The organism is Streptomyces sp. CB01881 (genome assembly GCF_002953255.1).
In the GTDB taxonomy this organism is placed as follows: domain Bacteria; phylum Actinomycetota; class Actinomycetes; order Streptomycetales; family Streptomycetaceae; genus Kitasatospora.
In genome coordinates, this window is record NZ_CP026498.1 from 8,317,297 (window position 1) to 8,335,891 (window position 18,595).

The following is an 18,595-nucleotide window of genomic DNA, read 5'->3' on the forward strand; positions in this document are numbered from 1 at the left end:
GCCTGGCGCGCGATGGTCCAGGCCCGCGAGGACGTCGTCGGCCTCGACTCGTCGGTGATCCTGGCCCGTGAGGTCTGGGAGGCCTCCGGCCACGTCGCCACCTTCAACGACCCGCTGACCGAGTGCCTCTCCTGCCACAAGCGCCACCGGGCCGACCACCTGGAGGAGAAGTACGAGGCCAAGCACGGCTTCCCGCCGCCGAACGGCCTCATGGACATCAACTGCCCCGACTGCGGCACCAAGGGCTCCTTCACCGAGCCCCGGGAGTTCTCGGGCATGCTGAAGACCCACCTCGGCGTGACCGAGGAGGCCGGCGGCCTGGCGTACCTGCGCCCGGAGACGGCCCAGGGCATCTTCACCAACTTCAAGGCCGTCCAGACCACCTCGCGCAAGAAGCCGCCGTTCGGCATCGCCCAGACCGGCAAGAGCTTCCGCAACGAGATCACCCCCGGCAACTTCATCTTCCGCACCCGCGAGTTCGATGGAGATGGAGTTCTTCGTCAAGCCGGGCGAGGACGAGCAGTGGCACGACTACTGGCTCCAGCAGCGCTGGGACTGGTACGTCGACCTCGGTCTGCGGACCGAGAACATGCGCTTCTTCGAGCACCCGAAGGAGAAGCTCTCCCACTACGCCAAGCGCACGGTGGACATCGAGTACCGCTTCAACTTCGGCGGCCAGGAGTTCTCGGAGCTGGAGGGCGTCGCCAACCGCACCGACTACGACCTCACGGTGCACAGCGAGGCCTCCGGCCAGGACCTCAAGTACTTCGACCAGGAGTCCGGCGAGCGGTACTTCCCGTACGTCATCGAGCCGGCGGCGGGCCTCAACCGCGCCATGCTGGCCTTCCTGATCGACGCCTACTTCGAGGACGAGGCGCCCAACGCCAAGGGCGTCATGGAGAAGCGCGTCGGCATGCGGCTCGACCCGCGCCTGGCCCCGGTCAAGGTCGCCGTGCTGCCGCTCTCGCGCAACGCCGACCTCTCGCCGAAGGCCCGCGGCCTCGCCGCCGACCTGCGCACCGCGTGGAACGTCGAGTTCGACGACGCCGGCGCGATCGGCAAGCGCTACCGCCGCCAGGACGAGATCGGCACGCCGTTCTGCGTCACCGTCGACTTCGACACCCTTGAGGACAACGCGGTGACCGTGCGCGACCGCGACACCATGTCGCAGGAGCGGGTCTCGCTGGACCAGGTGAAGTCGTACCTGGCGGCGCGGCTGATCGGCTGCTGACGTCCGGTTCTGCTCCGGGGAGCCCCCGTTCGCCTTCGGGCGGGCGGGGGCTCCCTGCGTCCTGCAGGGGCCGGCTCCCTAGCGCCTCCCCCAGCGGGAGCGGGGCGGGGCGGCCTGGGTCGTCGGCAGGCCGGCCGTGCGGAGGGCGGCGAGGGTGCTGCGGTGGCGGACCTCGTCCGCGGTCAGGGCGGCCAGCAGGGCGCCGTACAGCTCCCGGTGCGGCTCCAGGGCGGCGGCCAGTCCGACCAGTTCGTCCGGCGGGCGCAGCGCCGCCAGGTCGTGCAGCAGGGCGGCGGGCAGCGGGGCGGGGAGCGAGCCGGCCAGCGCGGCGAGATCGGCGGTGGGCCGGCCCGCGGCCTGGCGCAGCAGCGCCCGGGCGTCGCCGGACCGGCCGCCGCGCTCCAGTGCGGTGGCGAGCGCGGCCAGTTCGGCGGTCGGTGCGGATCCCCACTCCCAGAGCAGGGTGGCGCCGTCCGCGTGCTGCCCGGCCCGCTCCAGCGCCGCCAGCAGGGCGGGCAGGGCGGCCACCGGGTAGCTCCACAGGGCGTGGAACAGCTCGGCCGCCTCGGCGGCCAGCCCCGCCTGGCGCAACTCGGCGAGCGTGCCGGCGGCCTGTGCGGGGGTGCTCCGGGCCGCGCCGCGGGCCAGCAGGAGGGAGGCGTCGGGCGGGCCGCCGCGGGCGAGCAGGCCCGTCAGGTGGGCGGTGTCCTGCGGGAGGAGCAGGGTGGCCGCCTCCTCCAGCAGGGCGGTGTACGCGTGGGCGGCGCCCTGGCGGTGCAGGGCGCTCACCTGTTCGGCGAGGGCGGCGAGTTCGGCGGGGGAGCGGCGGCGGGGGCCCTGGGTGCTCTGGGGGATCGGCGGCGGAGGGGGTGCCGCCGTGGCCCCTGCGGTCTCCGTGGGCCGGGGCTGGGGCTGGGGCTGGAACTCGGATCGGGGCTGGGGCTGGGGCTGGGGCTGGGGCGGGAGCTGGGAGTGCGGCGGCGGTTGAAGCTGGGGCTGTGGCTGGGGCCTGCCGAAGCGGGCCCCGGTGGCGGGGGGTGCCGGTTGTGGCGTTCCGGGGGCGGGCGCTTCCTCGTACACGCTGTCCGGGAAGTGGGCCCCGGCGGGCTGACGGGGCGCGGGGCCGGCCTGCCGCGACGCGGGGCCGCCCTGCCGCGGGGCCGGCTGGCGCAGGCGGCCCTCCAACGCGGTGAGCTGCTCGGTCAGTTCGATGCAGCGCGCGCCGAGGTCCTCGCGCAGCGTCCGCGCCTGGTCCAGCTGCCGCAACAGCTCCCCGTCCGGCCGCTGCCGCTCCGGGAGGGCCCGCACGGCCTCCCTGAGGCGGCGTTCGCGCTGGTTGGCGTACTGCCTGGCCCGGAATAACTCGTCCAGCTCCGCTCGGAGCTCAAGTGCGTCCTGCTCGCTCTCGCCGATGTGCCCGGTTGTTGGTTGTTCTGTGTGACGTATCCGCATGATCGCCGCACCCTATCCATCTCGACCCTGATTGCGGGTCATCCTGGCGTCGGTATACGGCTGCCGAGTTACGGGAGTGCGTCCAGCGGTTGGCGAGTCGCATCCAGGGCCGCACAGGTGGCGGTGGCGGCGAGGAGCCCGACGACGGCCGCCGGGAGCAGGGCGGCCTCGTAGTACGGCGCCGGGAACCAGAGGACGGCCAGGGCGCCGGCGCCCGCACCGGCGACGGCGGGGAGTGCGAGCCGGACCGCGTGCCCGGCCACGGCGGCGAGCAGCACCACGGCGCCCGCCGCAGCGGCGACCCAAGGGGTGCCGAAGCTGCCGGCGTACCGGATGGCGAGGGCGGGGACGAGGAACAGCGCGAGGCCCCGGCCGAGGGTGTGCGAGAGCGCCGTGACGCGCGGGCCGGGAAGCTCCTCGTACCGCGAGGCGAAGGTGGTCGCGACGAGCACGGCCGGCACGGTGAGCGTGCTCTCCAATCCGGGGCCGAGGCGGGCGAGGTTGTAGAGCAGGACGCTGTCGTACAGCGTCAGCATCAGATGGCCGTACGCCCAGAGGTCGACCGCGAAGACGAGCGGCCGGGGGGCGTACGGCGTGGTGTCGGGCTCCCGTCCCGCGATCCAGGCGAGGAGCGGCGGGGTGACGACCGCCGACAGCACCCGGATGACGATGTCGTCCACCGTGTACGGGTTGCGGAGGTCCCACTCGACCGCGCAGAACGCGACGGTGTACGAGGCCGCGGCGAGCGGGAGCAGTGGCGAGCAGGCCACCCGGACGTACAGCACCCGGTCCAGCCGGCGCAGCACCGCGGCGAACGAGAGGAGCACGAGCGGGAGTTCGAGGAACGCCTGGACGCGGAGGACGGACGGCGCGAGCAGTCCGGGCGCGGGCGTGTGCGCGGCGAACCAGTCGACGACCGGGTTGTCGCGCGGCACGTCGAACCAACCGGGCGGCAGGTACCGCGCGATGAACTCGGTGCTCCCCCCGTGCACCCGCTGGACGTAGACGGCGAAGGCCAGTTGGTTGACGAGGATCAGCGCCACCACGATCGCGAGCAACGCCTCCGGCCCGGGCACGCCTCCGCGCCCGGGCCGGACCTCCCGTCTCAACGCCCGTGGCGTGACGGCCAGGGCGGCGACGGCCGACACGACCACCGCGGCGTCCAGGACGTGCGCGACGGTGCTCACCGCGCCAGCCGGGTACGGGCCTCCATCAGGGCGAACCCGAGCAGGTTCTCCCCGCGCCAGTCGGCCGGCCGCTGCGCACGCTCGTCGTCGGCGGCGAGTCCGATGCCCCAGAGCCGGTCCACCGGGCTGGCCTCGACCAGGACGCGGTTCGCCGTGCCGAGGAGGTACGCGCGCAGTGCCTCGTCCTGCCCGAACTTGGCGACGTTCCCCTCGGTGACCAGCTCGAACCGCCCGGCCGCCCAGGCGGGTTCGTCGAACCCCTTGACCATCCGGCCGAGCTTCTTCGCCTCGGCGGGGGTGCGGGCCGCCAGGATGTGCGGCACGATCGCCTCGTCCCCGAACATCCGCGCCTTGCCCGCCATCATCCAGTGCTCGGCGCTGGCGTACGCCACCCCGTCGACGCTGAACCCGGACGGCCACCACTGGCTGAGCGACCCCGGCCCGACCGACCCGTCCCGCTGCGGCCGGTGGCCCCAGAACATCAGCCACTTCGGCTGCGCGCCGGCCGCGATCGCTGCCGTCAACTCCGCGCGGTTCCGGGCGTCGAGTGGGTCCCCCGTGTACGTGCTGCTCATATCGTCATCCTGACATGAAGGGGGTGGGCGGTGCCAGCGCTTTCCCCGCACGCCGGTTGCGGCCGGGGCCCTCGGAGCGGAATCATCGCCGTGTGTTCGAGATCCTCCCCGGTGTCGGCCTCCGCCTGCCCGGCCGCGCGGGCGTGCTCCGCTTCGGCGACGACGAGCGGACCGCGCAGTGGGCCGTCGCCACCGTCGCGGACGTGCGCGAGGGGTGGGTCTGCGGGGCGGGCTGGTCGTTCACGGCGGAGTACGAGGGTCTCCGGCTCGGCGTCCTCGGTGACGTCGGCGACCGCCACGGCCGCTACGAGGACGTTCCCGGCCTGGCGGGCGTCGACCTCACCCGGGACCCTCTCTGCCTGACCGCCCCGGTGGTCCTCGACGGCATCGACCTCTTCGGTCACCCGAGTGCCGAGGTCCTGGACGCGCTCGGCGACAACCTCCCCCCGGCCGTCCGCCTCCGCGGCGACGGCCACCACTTCACCACCATCCGGCTCGACGCGGAACGCGTGCCGGCCAGGGACACCTGAGGGCCGGAGCGGGACGTCGGACTCGCCGGCTTCCCGCTCCGCACCGGTGGTGGCGTCGTCGGGAGAGGCGGACGCCCGCGGTGGGACGGCGTGTTCGCACCGGAGGTCCGGAGGCTTGGAGACCCGGGGGCCTGGAGCCCCGGGGCCCACTGCCCCGGCCCGCGGAAAGCGGCGTGCCCCGGCCGGTGGGCCGGGGCACGCTGTAGCCGGGGGGAGCCGGGGTCAGCTCCCGGTGGCCTGGCGGCGGCGGGAGACGGCGACCAGGGCCGCGCCCGCGGCGACGGCCGCGGCGGCGCCGCCGGCCTCCCAGCCGAGGTCGTCGCCCGCGCCGGTGGCGGCGAGCCGGCCGGAGGCCGCGGTGGTCGTCGTCCAGGCGGCGGCCGGCGCGTGGGCCGAGGCCGGGTTGGTGCCGGTGGTCGAGACGTTGGCGGCGGTCTGGACGGTCGTGCCGGTGCCAACGCCAGTACCGGCGCCCTGGGCGGCCTGGTCGGGCTGCGGGGCCGGCTGGGTGGGCTTGGCGGCGGCCGCGGCGTTGGCCTCGTCCTCGGCGCGGGCCGTGTACTGGCCCTCCTTGAGGAACTTGACGACATCCGCGTAGGTGCCGTCGAGCGCGGCGCCGGCGGCCTTCCTGACGGCGGGGCCGCCGGCCTCCAGGAGCTGGGAGACCTTCACCCGGTCGTCGCTCTCGCGCAGGGCCGGCAGCTCGACGTCGAGGAAGCGGCGGACGTCCTCGGGCGTGCCGCTCAGCGCCTTCTGCGCGGCGGCGTTGACCCGCGGGCCGGTCTCCTTGTTGGCGATGATGACGAGCACCGCGACCCGGTCGTCCTCGGCGCGGGCCTTGGGCAGGTCCTCGTCGAAGAGCTTGTGGAGGGCTTCGGCGGTGTTGATCCGGAGAGCCTTGTCGACGGCCTCCTTGACGGAGCGCCCGCCCGCGTCGGCGATCTGCACCGCCTTCAGCCGGAGGTCGGACGTGCGGGCTTCCTCCAGGCCGGTCGCCAGGAACTGGCGCAGCTCGACGGCGCTGCCCTTGAGGGCCTTCTCGGCGGCCTCGCGGACGCCGCGGCCCGTCTCCTTGTCGGCCAGGATGCGCTCCACCGCGGCTCGGTCGTCGTCCTCGGCGCGGGCCGTGTACTGGCCCTCCTTGAGGAACTTGACGACGTCGGCGTAGGTGCCGTCGAGTGCGGCGCCGGCGGCCTTCTTCACGGCGGGGCCGCCCGCGGCCATGATCTGGGCGAGCTTGACCCGGTCGTCGTCCTGGCGCTGCTTGTCCAGCTCGACCTCGAAGAAGTGGCGCAGGTCGACGGCGCTGCCCTTGAGGGCCTTCTCGGCGGCCTCGCGGACGCCGCGGCCCGTCTCCTTGTCGGCCAGGATGCGCTGGATCTCCGCGCGGTCCCGGTCCTCCTGGGTGGTGTCGTGGTCCCCGGCGGGGTCGGACGCCGTGTCAGGACCGGACAGCCCGGTGGGCTTCGGCTGGTCCGCGGCGGACGCCATCGAGGGGAACAGGACGGTGGGGGCCAGCACAGCCGCGGCGAGGACAGCGGACGCCCGGGGCAACTTCATCAAGCAGACCTGCTTCTCATGGGGAGATCACGGGGAAGGTTCGTGAACCTGCACAGCATAGATCGTTCTGGCTGCTCGGCATATCAACTATTCGGCGGGGTGGGTTCGTTCAGGATGTTACGGACAACTGCCGACAAACGGCGCCGCGCCCGCCCGCCCCGTCGGGGGCAGGTGGGCGCGGCGCCGTCCGTGACCCGGCCGTCCGGGGCCGTCAGCCGATGGACCGGGGGAGACGCGTGGTCAGGTACAGGATGGTGAAGGATCCCAGGAGCTGGATGCCGAGGCAGAGGGCCAGGGTGCGGTCCATGCCCAGCGTCGAGGAGAGGGCCAGGTAGAGGCTGCCCAGGGTGGCCACGCCGAGGGCGAGGCTGGACTGCTGGCCGGTGGCGAGGACGCCGCTGCCCACACCGGCGCGGTCGGCGGGGACCTTGGAGAGGACGACGCGGAACAGCGGGGTGCCGATCAGGCCCTGGCCGATGCCGGCAAGGGCGACACCGGGGGCCATCCGCAGCGGCGAGAAGTGCTGCCAGTCCGCGAGGACGGTGAGCGCCAGGGTGGCGAGGCCCAGGGCCTGCACCACGGCCCCGGCCGTGAGGACGCGGCTGCCGAAGCGGCCGATCAGGCGGGGGCCGGACAGCGAGGCGGCGAAGTAGCCGACGGCCATCGGGACGAGCGCCCAGCCGGCCGCGACCGGCCCGAGGTGGAGGCCCTGCTGGAGGGCGACGGCGATCACGAACATGAAGCCGCCGAAGCCGCCGAAGTAGGGGAGCGCGATGCCGAGGCCGCGCCGCATCTCCGGGATCCGCAGCAGGCTGGGCGGCACCAGCGGGGTGGCACCGCGGCGTTCGGCGCGCAGCTCGACCACGCCGAACGCGACCGCGAACACCGGGAAGAGCGCGAGCAGCAGCCAGGACCAGAGCGGCCAGCCGGCGGCGCGGCCCTCCATCAGCGGGACGAGCAGGGCGAGCAGGGTGGCGGTGAGCAGCAGCGTTCCGGGGACGTCCACGCGGGCGGCCTGCTCGGCGCGGCTCTCGGGGACGTAGCGGACGGCCAGGACGAGGGCGAGCAGGGCGAACGGGACGTTCAGCAGGAAGACGGAGCGCCAGCCGCTTCCGAACAGGTCGGCGGCGACCAGCATCCCGCCGAGGACCTGCCCGATCACCACCGAGATGCCGCCGACCGCGCCGTAGACGGAGAGCGCGCGGCCGCGGCGTGCGCCGTGGGTGGCGGCGGTGATGGTGCCGAGCACCTGGGGGATGAGCAGGGCGGCCGAGGCGCCCTGGGCGGCGCGGGCGGCGACCAGGGTCCAGGCGCCGGGGGCGAGTCCGCAGGCGAGCGAGGTCAGGGCGAAGGCGGCGGCGCCGACGACGAACAGCCGGCGGCGGCCGAAGATGTCGCCGAGCCGCCCGCCGAGGACCAGCAGCACGGCGAAGGCGATGCCGTAGCCGGCGGCCACCAGCTCCAGGACGGCGGGGCCCGCGGCGAGGTCGTGGTCGATGGTGGGCAGGGCGACGTTGACGATGAAGAAGTCGAGCATCGGCAGGAAGGCGCCGAGCAGCACGGTGACCAGCCCGGCGGTGCCGAGGACGGAGCCCGGGGCGGCCGCGGCGGAGCCCTTCCCGGAGGTCCTGGTGGAGGCCTGGGCGGAGCTCTCGGCGGAGGGCCTCGGGGAGGGGGCGGAGTCCGGGGCGGCGGAGGCGGCGGTGGCCGGTCCGGCGGGACGGGCGGTTGCGGCGACGGTGGTCTTGGCGACGGCGAGTTGTGGGGTCACGGGTCATACGATCCGCCGTCCGCCAACCTGGTACCAGAGTGTGGTTATCCAGGTATAAGAAGTACCTGGCAACAGGATGCGCGTTGGCGCATGCTGGGTGCATGAGCCTGACCACCGCCCCCGCCACGACCGCGCCGGTGAGAGCCGTCCCCGCCCCCGACGAGGCCCGGCGGCACGAGCTGGCGGCCTTCCTGCGCAGCCGTCGCGAGCGGATCGCGCCCGAGCAGGTGGGCCTGCCGATGACCGGCCGCCGCCGTACGCCGGGGCTGCGCCGCGAGGAGGTGGCGCAGCTCGCCGCGGTCGGAGTGACCTGGTACACGTGGCTGGAGCAGGGGCGGGACATCCAGGTGTCCGCCCAGGTGCTGGACGCGGTCGCCCGCGCGCTGCTGCTGGATCCGGCCGAACGGGGCCACCTGTTCGTGCTGGCCGGGACGGAGGACCCGGCGCCGGTGCGGGAGTGCCTGACGGTGACTCCGGCGATCCGGCTGGTGCTGGAGCAGATGTCGCCGATGCCGGCCGCGGTGGTCAACACCCGGTACGACGTGCTGGCGCACAACCCCTCGTACGCCCATCTCGTCGGGAACCTCGACGAACTACCCTTCGAGGACCGGAACCTGATGTGGATGGCGTTCACGCCGTCGCGGTTCCGGGAGGTGCTGGTGGACCACGAGAACGAGCGGGACGGGATGGTGGCCCGGTTCCGCTCGGGGATGGCCGACCACAGTGCCGAACCGGCCTGGAAGGCGCTGCTCGCCCGGCTGCGCAAGGCCTCACCGGACTTCGAGGCGGCCTGGCAGCGGCACGACGTGATGCTCCCGGGCAACGGGCTGAAGCGGTTCATGGTGCCGGGCGTCGGGCTGCTGCACTGCGACTACACGAACTTCTGGCTGGGGCCGCGTCCGAGCGCCCGCCTGATCGCGTACACGCCCAGGGACGAGGAGACCCGTGAGCGGATGGAGCTGATGGCGGGTGGGCTCCAGGGCGGGGCGCAGGGCGGGGCGTAGGACCGGGCGCGGAGCGAGGCGTAGGGGCGGGTCCCGGAGCGGGGCGTGGCAGCGCGGGCACCGGGGCGTGCTGCCGGCCGGACCGCGGTGGGTCAGGCGCGGGCCGCGCGGCGGCCGAGTGCCAGGCAGAGCGCGGCCAGCGGCAGTTCGATGCAGCCGGCCATCACCACGGCGGCGAGCAGCGGCAGGCCGGTGCCGGCGGTGCCGATGTCGGCCAGGGCGTCGCCGGCGAGCAGCAGCGCCACCGCGCAGGCGGGCAGGATCGCGGCCGGGCTGCGGCGGCGCAGCAGCGCGTCCAGCGAGAGCAGGGCGGCGAGTTCGAGCAGGTCGAGGACGACCCACGGGATCTCGTGGCTGACGGCGAGCACCGCCAGCCAGGGCAGCAGGGCGAGTGCCGCGAAGGCGGGCACCCGCTCGGCCCACGCCGGCAGCGCCGCGGTGCCCGGAGCCGTGGTGCCACGAACCGTGGCGCCACGAACCGCGGCGCCCAGGACGGCGGTGCTCATCGCGCACCGCCGGTCGCGGCACCGCGCCGACGGCCGGGGACCCGCGCCAGCGACTGCCGCTCGCAGCCGCCCGCGTGCTCCACCAGCACCCCGTCGAACCGCCCGTGCGCCCAGGCGAGCCAGAACTCCCCGGCCACCGTGACCACTTCGGGACTCCCGGCGACCCGGCCGGCCCGTCCGAGCCACCCGCCGGTGAACCGTACGGCGGGCGCCGCGCCGTCCTGCGCCAGCCGCCCCCAGGCCAGCCCGTACCGCCCCCGGGAGCCGGGGACGGCGCAGCGCCGGGCACCGCGCAGCAGCTGCGAGGTCAGCCGGGCCGCGACCAGGACGTCCAGCAGCTCCCCGTGCTCGTACACCTCCAGCGCCGCACGCCCCCGCGTCGCCCGGGCACTGCGCACCGCCCACGGCCCGCGCGGACCGGCGGGACCGGCCGGGTCGGCCGGGCCGACGGGCAGCGGCCCTTCTGCGTCGGCCGTCCCGGCGCCCGGGGCGGGCCGCCCGTGGGGCGGAGTGGCGGAGTGCGGTGCAGGGCTCGTCATGTCCTCAAGACTTCCGCGCACCACCCCCCGGTGTCGGTAGTGCACCGCTCCGAATCGGGGGTGTAGCCAGGTACACCCCCGTCCTCCAGCCCCCTTCATGGCGTCAGTCGATCTTCGGGGCCTACGCTGTCGGGCATGCCCTCCACCCCGCTGCGCCGAGCGCTCGCCAGGAGCGCCGAGCGCCCGCCGTGGTCGGCCGCCGCCTGGCGCGACGTCCGTTTCATAGCCGCCGGCATCCCGTTGGCCATGCCGATCTGGCTGGCCTGCCTGACCCCCAAGGCCTTCCTGCCGGTCACCGCCCTGACCCTGCTCTGCCTGCGCCTGCTGACGGCGGCTCAGCGCGGCCGGCTGCGCGCCCTGCGCGGCGTCGAGGTGCCGGCGCTGCTGCGGTCCGCGGACACCCCTGCGGGCCTGCTGACCCGGCTGCGCACGGGGGTGAGCTGGCGTCAGGCCGGCTACCACCTGCTGGTCGGCCCGCTGCTGGCGCTCGGCTCGCTCTGCCTGCTGTACGCGTGGGGCGCCGGCCTGCTGCTGACCACCGTCCTCGGCTGGGCGTGGCTGATGCCGTCGTCCAGCCCGGTGCGGGAGCACCCGCTCCAGCTGGACGTCCCGGTGACCCTCTGCGGCGCCGTCCTGCTCGCGGTGCTGCCCTGGGCCGTCGCGTGGCTGGCCCGGCTGGAGGAGACGGCCGCCCGGCGGATGCTGGGCCCGGGCCGGGCGGAGACGCTGGAGCGCCGGGTCGAGGAGATCGCCGAGAGCCGGGCCGGCCTGGTCGACGCCGTCGACGCCGAGCGCCGCCGGATCGAGCGCGACCTGCACGACGGCGCCCAGCAGCGGCTCACCTCGCTGGCGATGAACCTGGGCCTGGCCCGGCGCGCGCTCAAGGACGTCCCGCCCGAGGTCATGCAGGTGATCGTGGACGCGCACGAGGAGGCCCAGGCCGCCATCGACGAACTGCGCGACCTGGTCCGCGGCCTGCACCCGGCCGTCCTGGAGGACCGCGGCCTGGACGCGGCGCTGTCCGGCATCGCCGCGCGCGCCCCGCTGCCGGTGCGCCTCGACGTCGACCTCACCGAGAGGATCGCGCCGACCGTCGAGGCGGTCGCCTACTTCACCGTCTCCGAGGCGCTGACCAACGTCGCCAAGCACGCCCGCGCCTCGCGGGTCCAGCTCTCGGTGCGGACGGCCGGGGGCCGGCTGCTCCTGGTCGTCAGCGACGACGGCGTCGGCGGCGCGGACGCCTCGCGCGGCACCGGGCTGACCGGCCTGCGCAAGCGGGCCGCCTCGGTCGACGGCACGCTGTCCGTTCTCAGCCCCCTCGGGGGTCCCACCACCATCACCGTGGAGTTGCCGTGCGCGCTGTGATCGCCGAGGACTCGGTCCTGCTCAGGGTCGGCCTGGTCAAGGTCCTGGAGGCGGTGGGCTTCGAGGTGGCCGCCGCCGTCGGGGACGCCGAGGAGCTGCTCGCCGCGGTGGAGGAGCACCGGCCGGGGGTGGTGGTGGCGGACGTCCGGATGCCTCCCGGCTTCACCGACGAGGGCGTCCGGGCGGCGCTGATGATCCGCCGGCAGTGGCCGGAGGTGGCGGTGCTGCTGCTCTCCCAGTACGTCGAGGAGCGGTACGCGGCCGACCTGCTGGCCACCAACACCAGCGGGGTGGGCTACCTGCTCAAGCAGCGGGTGGCCAACGTGGACGACTTCGTCGACGCCCTCCAGCGGGTCGCCGAGGGCGGCACCGCGCTGGACCCGGAGGTGGTCGCCCAGCTGCTGGTCCGCCGTCACCGGGATCCGCTGGAGAAGCTGACCCCGCGCGAGCGGGACGTGCTCGGCCTGATGGCGGAGGGCCGCTCCAACGCCGCGATCGCCGCCGCCCTGGTGGTCAGCGACAGCGCGGTGGCCAAGCACATCAACTCGATCTTCACCAAGCTCGACCTGCCGCCGGCCGACGCCAGCCACCGCCGGGTGCTGGCGGTGCTGCGGTTCCTGGAGGTCGGGTAGCGGTGGGGTGGGGACGGGGGACGGTCGGCGGGCACCGGGCCTGGCGGATCACCGGGACGCTGGCGATGGCGCTGACCATGGCGTTCGGCGCCGTGCAGACCTGGGGGCTGGTGGTGCAGCAGGAACGGGTGTACTACCGGGCGTACCCGGTCGCCGCGACCAGGGTGCACCTGGACACCGGTACCGCGGCGGTGCGCATCAGGCCGGGACAGCCCGGCCGGGTCGTGGTGACCCAGCGGCTGGACTGGACGGTGCGCCGGCCGCGGGTCGAGACCCTCGTCGTGGGCGACGTGGTCACCGTCCGGATGCGCTGCAACCAGGTGCTGCCGGTCGTGGAGCTCGGCTGCGGCGCGCAGATCGAGCTGGAGGTGCCGGCCGGCATCTCGGTGGACGGCGGCGCGTCCTCCGGCAGCGTCGATGTCGGCGGCCTGAGCGGGGACGTCCGGCTCGACGCCTCCTCGGGGGCGATCGAGCTGTCCGGGCTCTCCGGGCAGGTGTACGCGCGGACCACGTCCGGGATGGTGAAGGGCACCGGCCTGACCTCCGGCCGGGTCGACGTGAACGCCACCTCCGGCGCGGTCGAACTGGACTTCGCGCGCCCGCCGCACGTGGTGTCGGTCGGTGCGACCTCGGGATCGGTGTCGGTGACCCTGCCGCATGGCTCGGGCTACAGCTTCGCCGTCGACCACGGCTCGGGCGACGTCCACGTGGACACCGGGCTGTCCGACCCCGCCAGCCCGGACACCGTCCAGGTCTCCACCACCTCGGGCGCGGTCAACGTGGTCCCGGCCGAGGGCTGACCCGGGGCCGGGCGGCGACCGGGCCTGGGGCCGGAGCGGGGCCGGGCCGGCGAGCGGGGCCGGGCCGACGGGGGACGGCCGGACCGGACGGCTGAGGGCCCGATCCGCGGGTGGGGGACAATGAAGAGTCCCGAGCCCCCGTCCCCGAGGTCAGCCGCGCATGACAGTCACGCCCGCACCCACCGCGACCACCGACGAGTTCGCGCCGCTGACCATCGGCCCGATGAAGGTGTGGCCGCCCGTCGTGCTGGCACCGATGGCCGGCATCACCAACGCGCCGTTCCGCACCCTCTGCCGCGAGCAGAGCGGCGGCAAGGGCCTGTACGTCTCGGAGATGATCACCACCCGGGCCCTGGTCGAGCGCAACGCCAAGACGATGCAGCTGATCAGGTTCGACGCGAGCGAGAAGCCGCGCTCGATCCAGCTGTACGGGGTGGACCCGGTCACCGTCGGCAAGGCGGCCCGGATGATCGCCGACGAGGACCTGGCCGACCACATCGACCTGAACTTCGGCTGCCCCGTCCCCAAGGTGACCCGCAAGGGCGGCGGATCGGCGCTGCCGTACAAGCGCAACCTGCTGCGCGAGATCCTCCGCGAGGCGGTCGCCAACGCCGGGGACCTCCCGGTGACCATGAAGATGCGCAAGGGCATCGACGACGACCACCTCACCTTCCTGGACGCCGGCCGGATCGGCGCCGAGGAGGGCGTGGCCGCGATCGCCCTGCACGGCCGCACCGCGGCCCAGCACTACGGGGGCACCGCGGACTGGTCGGCGATCGCCCGGCTGCGCGAGTCCGTCCCGGCGCACATCCCGGTGCTCGGCAACGGGGACATCTGGTCGGCGGACGACGCGGTGCGGATGATGCGCGAGACCGGGTGCGACGGCGTGGTGGTCGGCCGCGGCTGCCTGGGGCGGCCGTGGCTGTTCAAGGACCTGGTCGCGATCTTCGAGGGCGAGGTGGACTACGCCCGCCCGAGCTTCGCCGACGTGGCGCGGGCCATGGTGCGCCACGCGCAGCTGCTCGGCGAGTGGATCGGCGACGAGGCCCGCGGCGTGATCGACTTCCGCAAGCACGTGGCCTGGTACACCAAGGGCTTCTCGGTCGGCTCCGAGCTGCGGGTGAGGCTGGCCAACTCCTCCTCGCTGGCCGGGTTGGCCGAAACCCTCGCCCAGGTGGAGCAGTCCCAGCTCTGGCCGGCCGGTGCGGACGGCCCGCGCGGGCGCACCAGCGGCAACAACCGGGTGGTTCTGCCGGAAGGCTGGTTGGACGATCCGTACGACTGCGCTCTGCCCAGCGTGGACGCCGAATCGGACACCTCTGGCGGATGATCTGTCCGTAGTGGCAAAAATGCCTCGTGACCGGTGATTGCCACCGCGTCCCAGCCCTCTTGTCCTATCTGGCCAAGAGGGCTCCTTTTTGGTGCATTGGTGTCACGGAACGAGCACATCCGTGCACACAGTGCGACGATCGGCGGAGGAGGACTACGTCCGGCGGGCGAGATGCACTCGTGACGCTTGCCACATGCGGTGGCGACTGACGGTCACTCAGGGGACGAAATGGCCACATCGGCGGTGAATCGCTTCCCGAAGGGGGTGGCGCGGGATCGGCCGGTCCGGGTGCAGGAAATCAAGCCGGGGTGGCACGGTGGACGGCCGACCGCTACTTTCCGTCCCGATCGTGTGATCTTCCAGTTTCCTTGCCTTCAAGACTTGAAGGCAAGCTAGCGTCATCCGGACGATTTCACCAACAGAGGTGAACGCCTTTATGTGCATTCGATCTGCTGGGTTACCACCGAGTACGGGCCTCGTACGGCCTATTGGCGGCGCAGAAGTGCCTTCGAAATGGGTATGTTCTCCGGCGTCAGGGCAACCGTGTGCGAGGAGACCGACCCGTGTCGTCCCAGCAGAAGTTTGTTTACTCCTTCACCGAAGGAAACAAGGACCTCAAGGATCTTCTTGGTGGCAAGGGCGCGAACCTGGCCGAGATGACCAACCTGGGCCTCCCGGTCCCTCCGGGGTTCACCATCACCACCGAGGCCTGCAAGGTCTTCCTGGAGACCGGCACCGAGCCGGCCTCGCTCCACGAGGAGATCAGCGCCCACCTGGACGCCCTTGAGCAGGAGATGGGCAAGAAGCTCGGCCAGGCCGACAACCCGCTCCTGGTCTCGGTCCGCTCCGGTGCCAAGTTCTCCATGCCCGGCATGATGGACACCGTCCTGAACATCGGCCTCTCCGACGCCTCGGTGGCCGGTCTGGTCGCGCAGTCCGGCAACGAGCGCTTCGCCTGGGACTCCTACCGCCGCCTGGTCCAGATGTTCGGCAAGACCGTGCTGGGCGTCGACGGCGAGCTGTTCGAGGAGGCCCTGGACGAGGCCAAGCACGCCAAGGGCACCGTCAACGACCTGGACCTGGACGCTTCCGACCTCCGGGAACTGGTCGAGGTGTTCAAGGGCATCGTCGAGCGCGAGACCGGCCGGGCCTTCCCCCAGGACCCGCGCGAGCAGATGGACCTCGCGGTCCACGCCGTCTTCCACTCCTGGAACGGCGACCGCGCGCGGCTCTACCGCCGCCAGGAGCGCATCCCGAACGACCTGGGCACGGCGGTCAACGTCTGCTCCATGGTGTTCGGCAACCTCGGCGAGGACTCCGGCACCGGTGTCGCCTTCACCCGCGACCCCTCCACGGGCGCCGTCGGCGTCTACGGCGACTACCTCTCCAACGCCCAGGGCGAGGACGTCGTCGCCGGCATCCGCAACACGCTGCCGCTGTCCGAGCTGGAGAAGCTCGACAAGTCGTCGTACGACGAGCTGATGGCGATCATGCAGAAGCTCGAGAACCACTACCGCGACCTCTGCGACATCGAGTTCACGATCGAGCGCGGCAAGCTCTGGATGCTCCAGACCCGCGTGGGCAAGCGCACCGCGGCCGCGGCCTTCCGGATCGCCGTCCAGCTGGTCGACCAGGGCCTGATCGACCTGGACGAGGCCCTCATGCGGGTCACCGGCGGCCAGCTCTCCCAGCTGATGTTCCCGCGCTTCGCCCCCGACTCCGCCTCGAAGCAGATCGCCTGGGGCCTCGCCGCCTCGCCCGGCGCCGCGATCGGCAAGATCGTCTTCGACTCCTACACCGCGGTGAAGTGGTCCCGTTCCGGCGAGAAGGTCATCCTGGTCCGCCGCGAGACCAACCCGGACGACCTGGACGGCATGATCGCCGCCGAGGGCATCCTCACCTCGCGCGGTGGCAAGACCTCGCACGCCGCCGTCGTCGCCCGCGGCATGGGCAAGACCTGTGTCTGCGGCGCCGAGGAGCTTGAGGTCGACACCAAGCGCCGCCGGATGACCACCTCCGACGGCCTGGTGCTGGAGGAGGGCGACATCGTCTCGATCGACGGTGCCACCGGCAAGGTCTACCTCGGTGAGGTACCCGTGCTGCCGTCCCCCGTGGTCGAGTACTTCGAGGGCACCCTGCACGCCGGCGCCGACGTCCAGGGCGGCCTCGTCCAGGCCGTGCACCGGCTGATGTCGCACGCCGACGGCCGCCGCCGGCTCGCGGTGCGGGCCAACGCCGACAACTCCGAGGACGGCGGGCGCGCCCGCCGCTACGGCGCCCAGGGCATCGGCCTCTGCCGCACCGAGCACATGTTCCTCGGCGAGGAGCGCCGCAAGGAGGTCGAGCACCTGATCCTGGCGGACAACGACAAGGACCGCGAGCTCGCGCTCTCCACCCTGCTGCCGATGCAGAAGGGCGACTTCGTGGAGCTCTTCCAGGCGATGGACGGGCTGCCCGTCACCGTCCGCCTGCTCGACCCGCCGCTGCACGAGTTCCTGCCCGACATCACCGAGCTGTCGGTGCGCGTCGCCCTCGCCGAGGCCCGCAGGGACCCGAACGAGAACGACCTGCGCCTGCTCCAGGCGGTGCACAAGCTGCACGAGCAGAACCCGATGCTCGGCCTGCGCGGCGTCCGCCTCGGCCTGGTCATCCCCGGCCTGTTCGGCATGCAGGTCCGCGCCATCGCCGAGGCCGCCGCCGAGCGCAAGCTGGCCGGCGGGGACCCGCGCCCCGAGGTGATGATCCCGCTGGTCGGCACCGTCCAGGAGCTGGAGCTGGTCCGCGACGAGTGCGAGCGCGTGCTCGCCGAGGTCGCCCAGTCCACCGGCGTCCAGCTGGACATCAAGCTCGGCACCATGATCGAGCTGCCGCGCGCCGCCGTGACGGCCGGCCAGATCGCCGAGGCCGCCGAGTTCTTCTCCTTCGGCACCAACGACCTCACCCAGACCGTGTGGGGCTTCTCCCGGGACGACGTGGAGGCCTCCTTCTTCACGGCCTACCTGGAGAAGGGAATCTTCGGGGTCTCCCCGTTCGAGACCATCGACCGCGACGGCGTCGGCTCGCTCGTCAAGCACGCCGTCGAGGCCGGCCGGGCCACCCGCCCCGACCTCAAGCTCGGCGTTTGCGGCGAGCACGGCGGCGACCCGGAGTCGGTGCACTTCTTCCACGAGGTGGGGCTGGACTACGTCTCCTGCTCCCCCTTCCGGATCCCGGTGGCGCGCCTTGAGGCCGGCCGCGCCGCCATCGAGACCGCGGGCAGCGACTCGCGCTGAGGCGGGTAGGCGCCCTCCTCGCCAGGCATCGGCGAGGAGGGCCCATCCGACCACGGCGCGGTCCCTTCGCTGACCGCATCCCTCCCACCCGGGAGGGCGTACACCGGAGCTCGGCGCAGGAGAACCGGCGTACGTAACGCGGCCGGGGCGGGAACGGACAACGGCGTCCGTTCCCGCCCCAGCCGCTTTCCTCGTGCGCGCGGGGTGTGGCCTTGGCCACGTGTGTGGCTGTCCGCCGGTGGCCGGGCCCGCTGCCAAGCTGGAGCGCATGACCAGCAAGAACCGCCTGTTCGTCCTCGTGGCCGTCCTGATCTGCGTGATCGCGGCCGCGGCCGGGTACGTCCTCTCGGACGACGGGGCGAGCCGCCCGAAGGCCGCCGTGGGCACGGCCTCCGCCGCGGGTCCGACGGCTTCCAGGTCCTCCGCGCCCAAGCCGTCCGCGCCGGCCTCGTCCGCGCCCAGGCCGTCGCCGCCGGCCGCCACCTGGGTGCCCGCCGACCCCGCGCTCGCCGACGTCTGCCGCACCAGGCTGCCGAGCCAGGCCCTCGACACCCTCGGCCTGATCGCCAAGGGCGGCCCGTACCCGTACCGCTCCGACGGCATCGTCTTCGAGAACCGCGAGAACCGCCTCCCGCGGAAGACCTCCGGCTACTACCACGAGTTCACCGTCGTCACCCCCGGCTCGGGCGACCGCGGCACCCGACGCGTCGTCACGGGTGACGCCGGCGAGCAGTACTGGACGGCCGACCACTACGGCAGCTTCCAGGAGATCGACCCGCGCTGCTGAGGCGCTGCGCCTCGCCCGGCGGGCCCAGGCGGCCGCCCAGGCCGCGGGCGGCTT

15 protein-coding genes and 1 pseudogene are annotated in these 18,595 nt (G+C 73.5%); 9 read left to right on the forward strand and 7 right to left on the reverse strand.

The genetic code is table 11. The features are described 5' to 3' along the window. A pseudogene (locus C2142_RS26290) lies at positions 1-1,231 on the forward strand (glycine--tRNA ligase); the annotation flags it as partial. Between the two features lie 78 nt (positions 1,232-1,309). Here the strand turns inward: C2142_RS26290 and C2142_RS26295 are convergent. From C2142_RS26295 to C2142_RS26305, 3 genes are all read right to left on the reverse strand, one after another. After that, on the reverse strand, positions 1,310-2,683 hold the full coding sequence (locus C2142_RS26295; RefSeq protein WP_153882822.1) for a hypothetical protein: 1,374 nt from the start codon (positions 2,681-2,683) through the stop codon (positions 1,310-1,312). Between the two features lie 68 nt (positions 2,684-2,751). Next, positions 2,752-3,870: a hypothetical protein gene (locus tag C2142_RS26300; protein ID WP_148645228.1), complete on the reverse strand. Its 1,119-nt coding sequence runs from the start codon at positions 3,868-3,870 to the stop codon at positions 2,752-2,754. Continuing rightward, positions 3,867-4,445, reverse strand: a complete 579-nt coding sequence (locus tag C2142_RS26305; protein WP_148645229.1) for an NADAR family protein — start codon at positions 4,443-4,445, stop codon at positions 3,867-3,869. The genes C2142_RS26300 and C2142_RS26305 overlap by 4 nt, the downstream gene beginning before the upstream one ends. A gap of 92 nt (positions 4,446-4,537) precedes the next feature. On the opposite strand from C2142_RS26305, the gene C2142_RS26310 reads away from it, so the two are divergent. Continuing rightward, positions 4,538-4,975, forward strand: coding sequence for a hypothetical protein (locus C2142_RS26310; RefSeq protein ID WP_148645230.1), 438 nt, complete (start codon positions 4,538-4,540; stop codon positions 4,973-4,975). A 222-nt stretch (positions 4,976-5,197) separates the two neighbouring features. Here C2142_RS26310 and C2142_RS26315 read toward each other — a convergent pair whose 3' ends face one another. Both C2142_RS26315 and C2142_RS26320 read right to left on the reverse strand, forming a co-directional pair. Beyond that, entirely contained in the window at positions 5,198-6,535 is a 1,338-nt protein-coding gene (locus tag C2142_RS26315) for an ALF repeat-containing protein (protein WP_148645231.1), read from the reverse strand. 211 nt (positions 6,536-6,746) lie between these two features. Further along, entirely contained in the window at positions 6,747-8,096 is a 1,350-nt protein-coding gene (locus tag C2142_RS26320; RefSeq protein ID WP_241003273.1) for an MFS transporter, read from the reverse strand. A gap of 311 nt (positions 8,097-8,407) precedes the next feature. On the opposite strand from C2142_RS26320, the gene C2142_RS26325 reads away from it, so the two are divergent. Then, positions 8,408-9,310, forward strand: coding sequence for a helix-turn-helix transcriptional regulator (locus C2142_RS26325; RefSeq protein WP_148645234.1), 903 nt, complete (start codon positions 8,408-8,410; stop codon positions 9,308-9,310). A 92-nt stretch (positions 9,311-9,402) separates the two neighbouring features. Here C2142_RS26325 and C2142_RS26330 read toward each other — a convergent pair whose 3' ends face one another. Together C2142_RS26330 and C2142_RS26335 are read right to left on the reverse strand one after the other, a co-directional pair. Continuing rightward, a complete protein-coding gene (locus tag C2142_RS26330; protein WP_148645235.1) occupies positions 9,403-9,816 on the reverse strand; it encodes a hypothetical protein in 414 nt (137 codons plus the stop codon). Beyond that, positions 9,813-10,355: a hypothetical protein gene (locus C2142_RS26335; RefSeq protein ID WP_148645236.1), complete on the reverse strand. Its 543-nt coding sequence runs from the start codon at positions 10,353-10,355 to the stop codon at positions 9,813-9,815. Before C2142_RS26335 ends, C2142_RS26330 begins: the two co-directional genes overlap by 4 nt. A gap of 135 nt (positions 10,356-10,490) precedes the next feature. Between C2142_RS26335 and C2142_RS26340 the strand changes: the two genes are divergently transcribed. From C2142_RS26340 to C2142_RS26365, 6 genes are all read left to right on the forward strand, one after another. Beyond that, the gene (locus C2142_RS26340; protein ID WP_148645237.1) at positions 10,491-11,720 is read left to right on the forward strand and encodes a sensor histidine kinase; all 1,230 of its coding nucleotides are present in this window, start codon (positions 10,491-10,493) and stop codon (positions 11,718-11,720) included. Further along, complete coding sequence (locus C2142_RS26345) at positions 11,708-12,352, forward strand: response regulator transcription factor (protein ID WP_148645238.1); 645 nt, start codon at positions 11,708-11,710, stop codon at positions 12,350-12,352. The genes C2142_RS26340 and C2142_RS26345 overlap by 13 nt, the downstream gene beginning before the upstream one ends. 2 nt (positions 12,353-12,354) lie before the next feature. Continuing rightward, a complete protein-coding gene (locus tag C2142_RS26350) occupies positions 12,355-13,152 on the forward strand; it encodes a DUF4097 family beta strand repeat-containing protein (protein WP_148645239.1) in 798 nt (265 codons plus the stop codon). A gap of 160 nt (positions 13,153-13,312) precedes the next feature. Beyond that, on the forward strand, positions 13,313-14,482 hold the full coding sequence (gene dusB, locus C2142_RS26355; protein WP_148645240.1) for a tRNA dihydrouridine synthase DusB: 1,170 nt from the start codon (positions 13,313-13,315) through the stop codon (positions 14,480-14,482). A 563-nt stretch (positions 14,483-15,045) separates the two neighbouring features. Continuing rightward, positions 15,046-17,754, forward strand: a complete 2,709-nt coding sequence (gene ppdK / locus C2142_RS26360; RefSeq protein WP_148645241.1) for a pyruvate, phosphate dikinase — start codon at positions 15,046-15,048, stop codon at positions 17,752-17,754. Between the two features lie 268 nt (positions 17,755-18,022). Beyond that, positions 18,023-18,541, forward strand: coding sequence for a ribonuclease domain-containing protein (locus C2142_RS26365; protein WP_148645242.1), 519 nt, complete (start codon positions 18,023-18,025; stop codon positions 18,539-18,541). The last annotated feature ends 54 nt before the right edge of the window (positions 18,542-18,595 follow it).

Excerpts from the sequence above, each read along its gene's own strand:
- C2142_RS26325 (WP_148645234.1), top strand. The coding sequence starts at position 8,408 with ATGAGCCTGACCACCGCCCCCGCCACGACCGCGCCGGTGAGAGCCGTC.
- C2142_RS26365 (WP_148645242.1), top strand. The coding sequence starts at position 18,023 with ATGACCAGCAAGAACCGCCTGTTCGTCCTCGTGGCCGTCCTGATCTGC.
- C2142_RS26340 (WP_148645237.1), top strand. The coding sequence starts at position 10,491 with ATGCCCTCCACCCCGCTGCGCCGAGCGCTCGCCAGGAGCGCCGAGCGC.
- C2142_RS26305 (WP_148645229.1), bottom strand. The coding sequence starts at position 4,445 with ATGAGCAGCACGTACACGGGGGACCCACTCGACGCCCGGAACCGCGCG.
- C2142_RS26335 (WP_148645236.1), bottom strand. The coding sequence starts at position 10,355 with ATGACGAGCCCTGCACCGCACTCCGCCACTCCGCCCCACGGGCGGCCC.
- C2142_RS26315 (WP_148645231.1), bottom strand. The coding sequence starts at position 6,535 with ATGAAGTTGCCCCGGGCGTCCGCTGTCCTCGCCGCGGCTGTGCTGGCC.
- C2142_RS26295 (WP_153882822.1), bottom strand. The coding sequence starts at position 2,683 with ATGCGGATACGTCACACAGAACAACCAACAACCGGGCACATCGGCGAG.
- dusB (WP_148645240.1), top strand. The coding sequence starts at position 13,313 with ATGACAGTCACGCCCGCACCCACCGCGACCACCGACGAGTTCGCGCCG.
- C2142_RS26330 (WP_148645235.1), bottom strand. The coding sequence starts at position 9,816 with ATGAGCACCGCCGTCCTGGGCGCCGCGGTTCGTGGCGCCACGGTTCGT.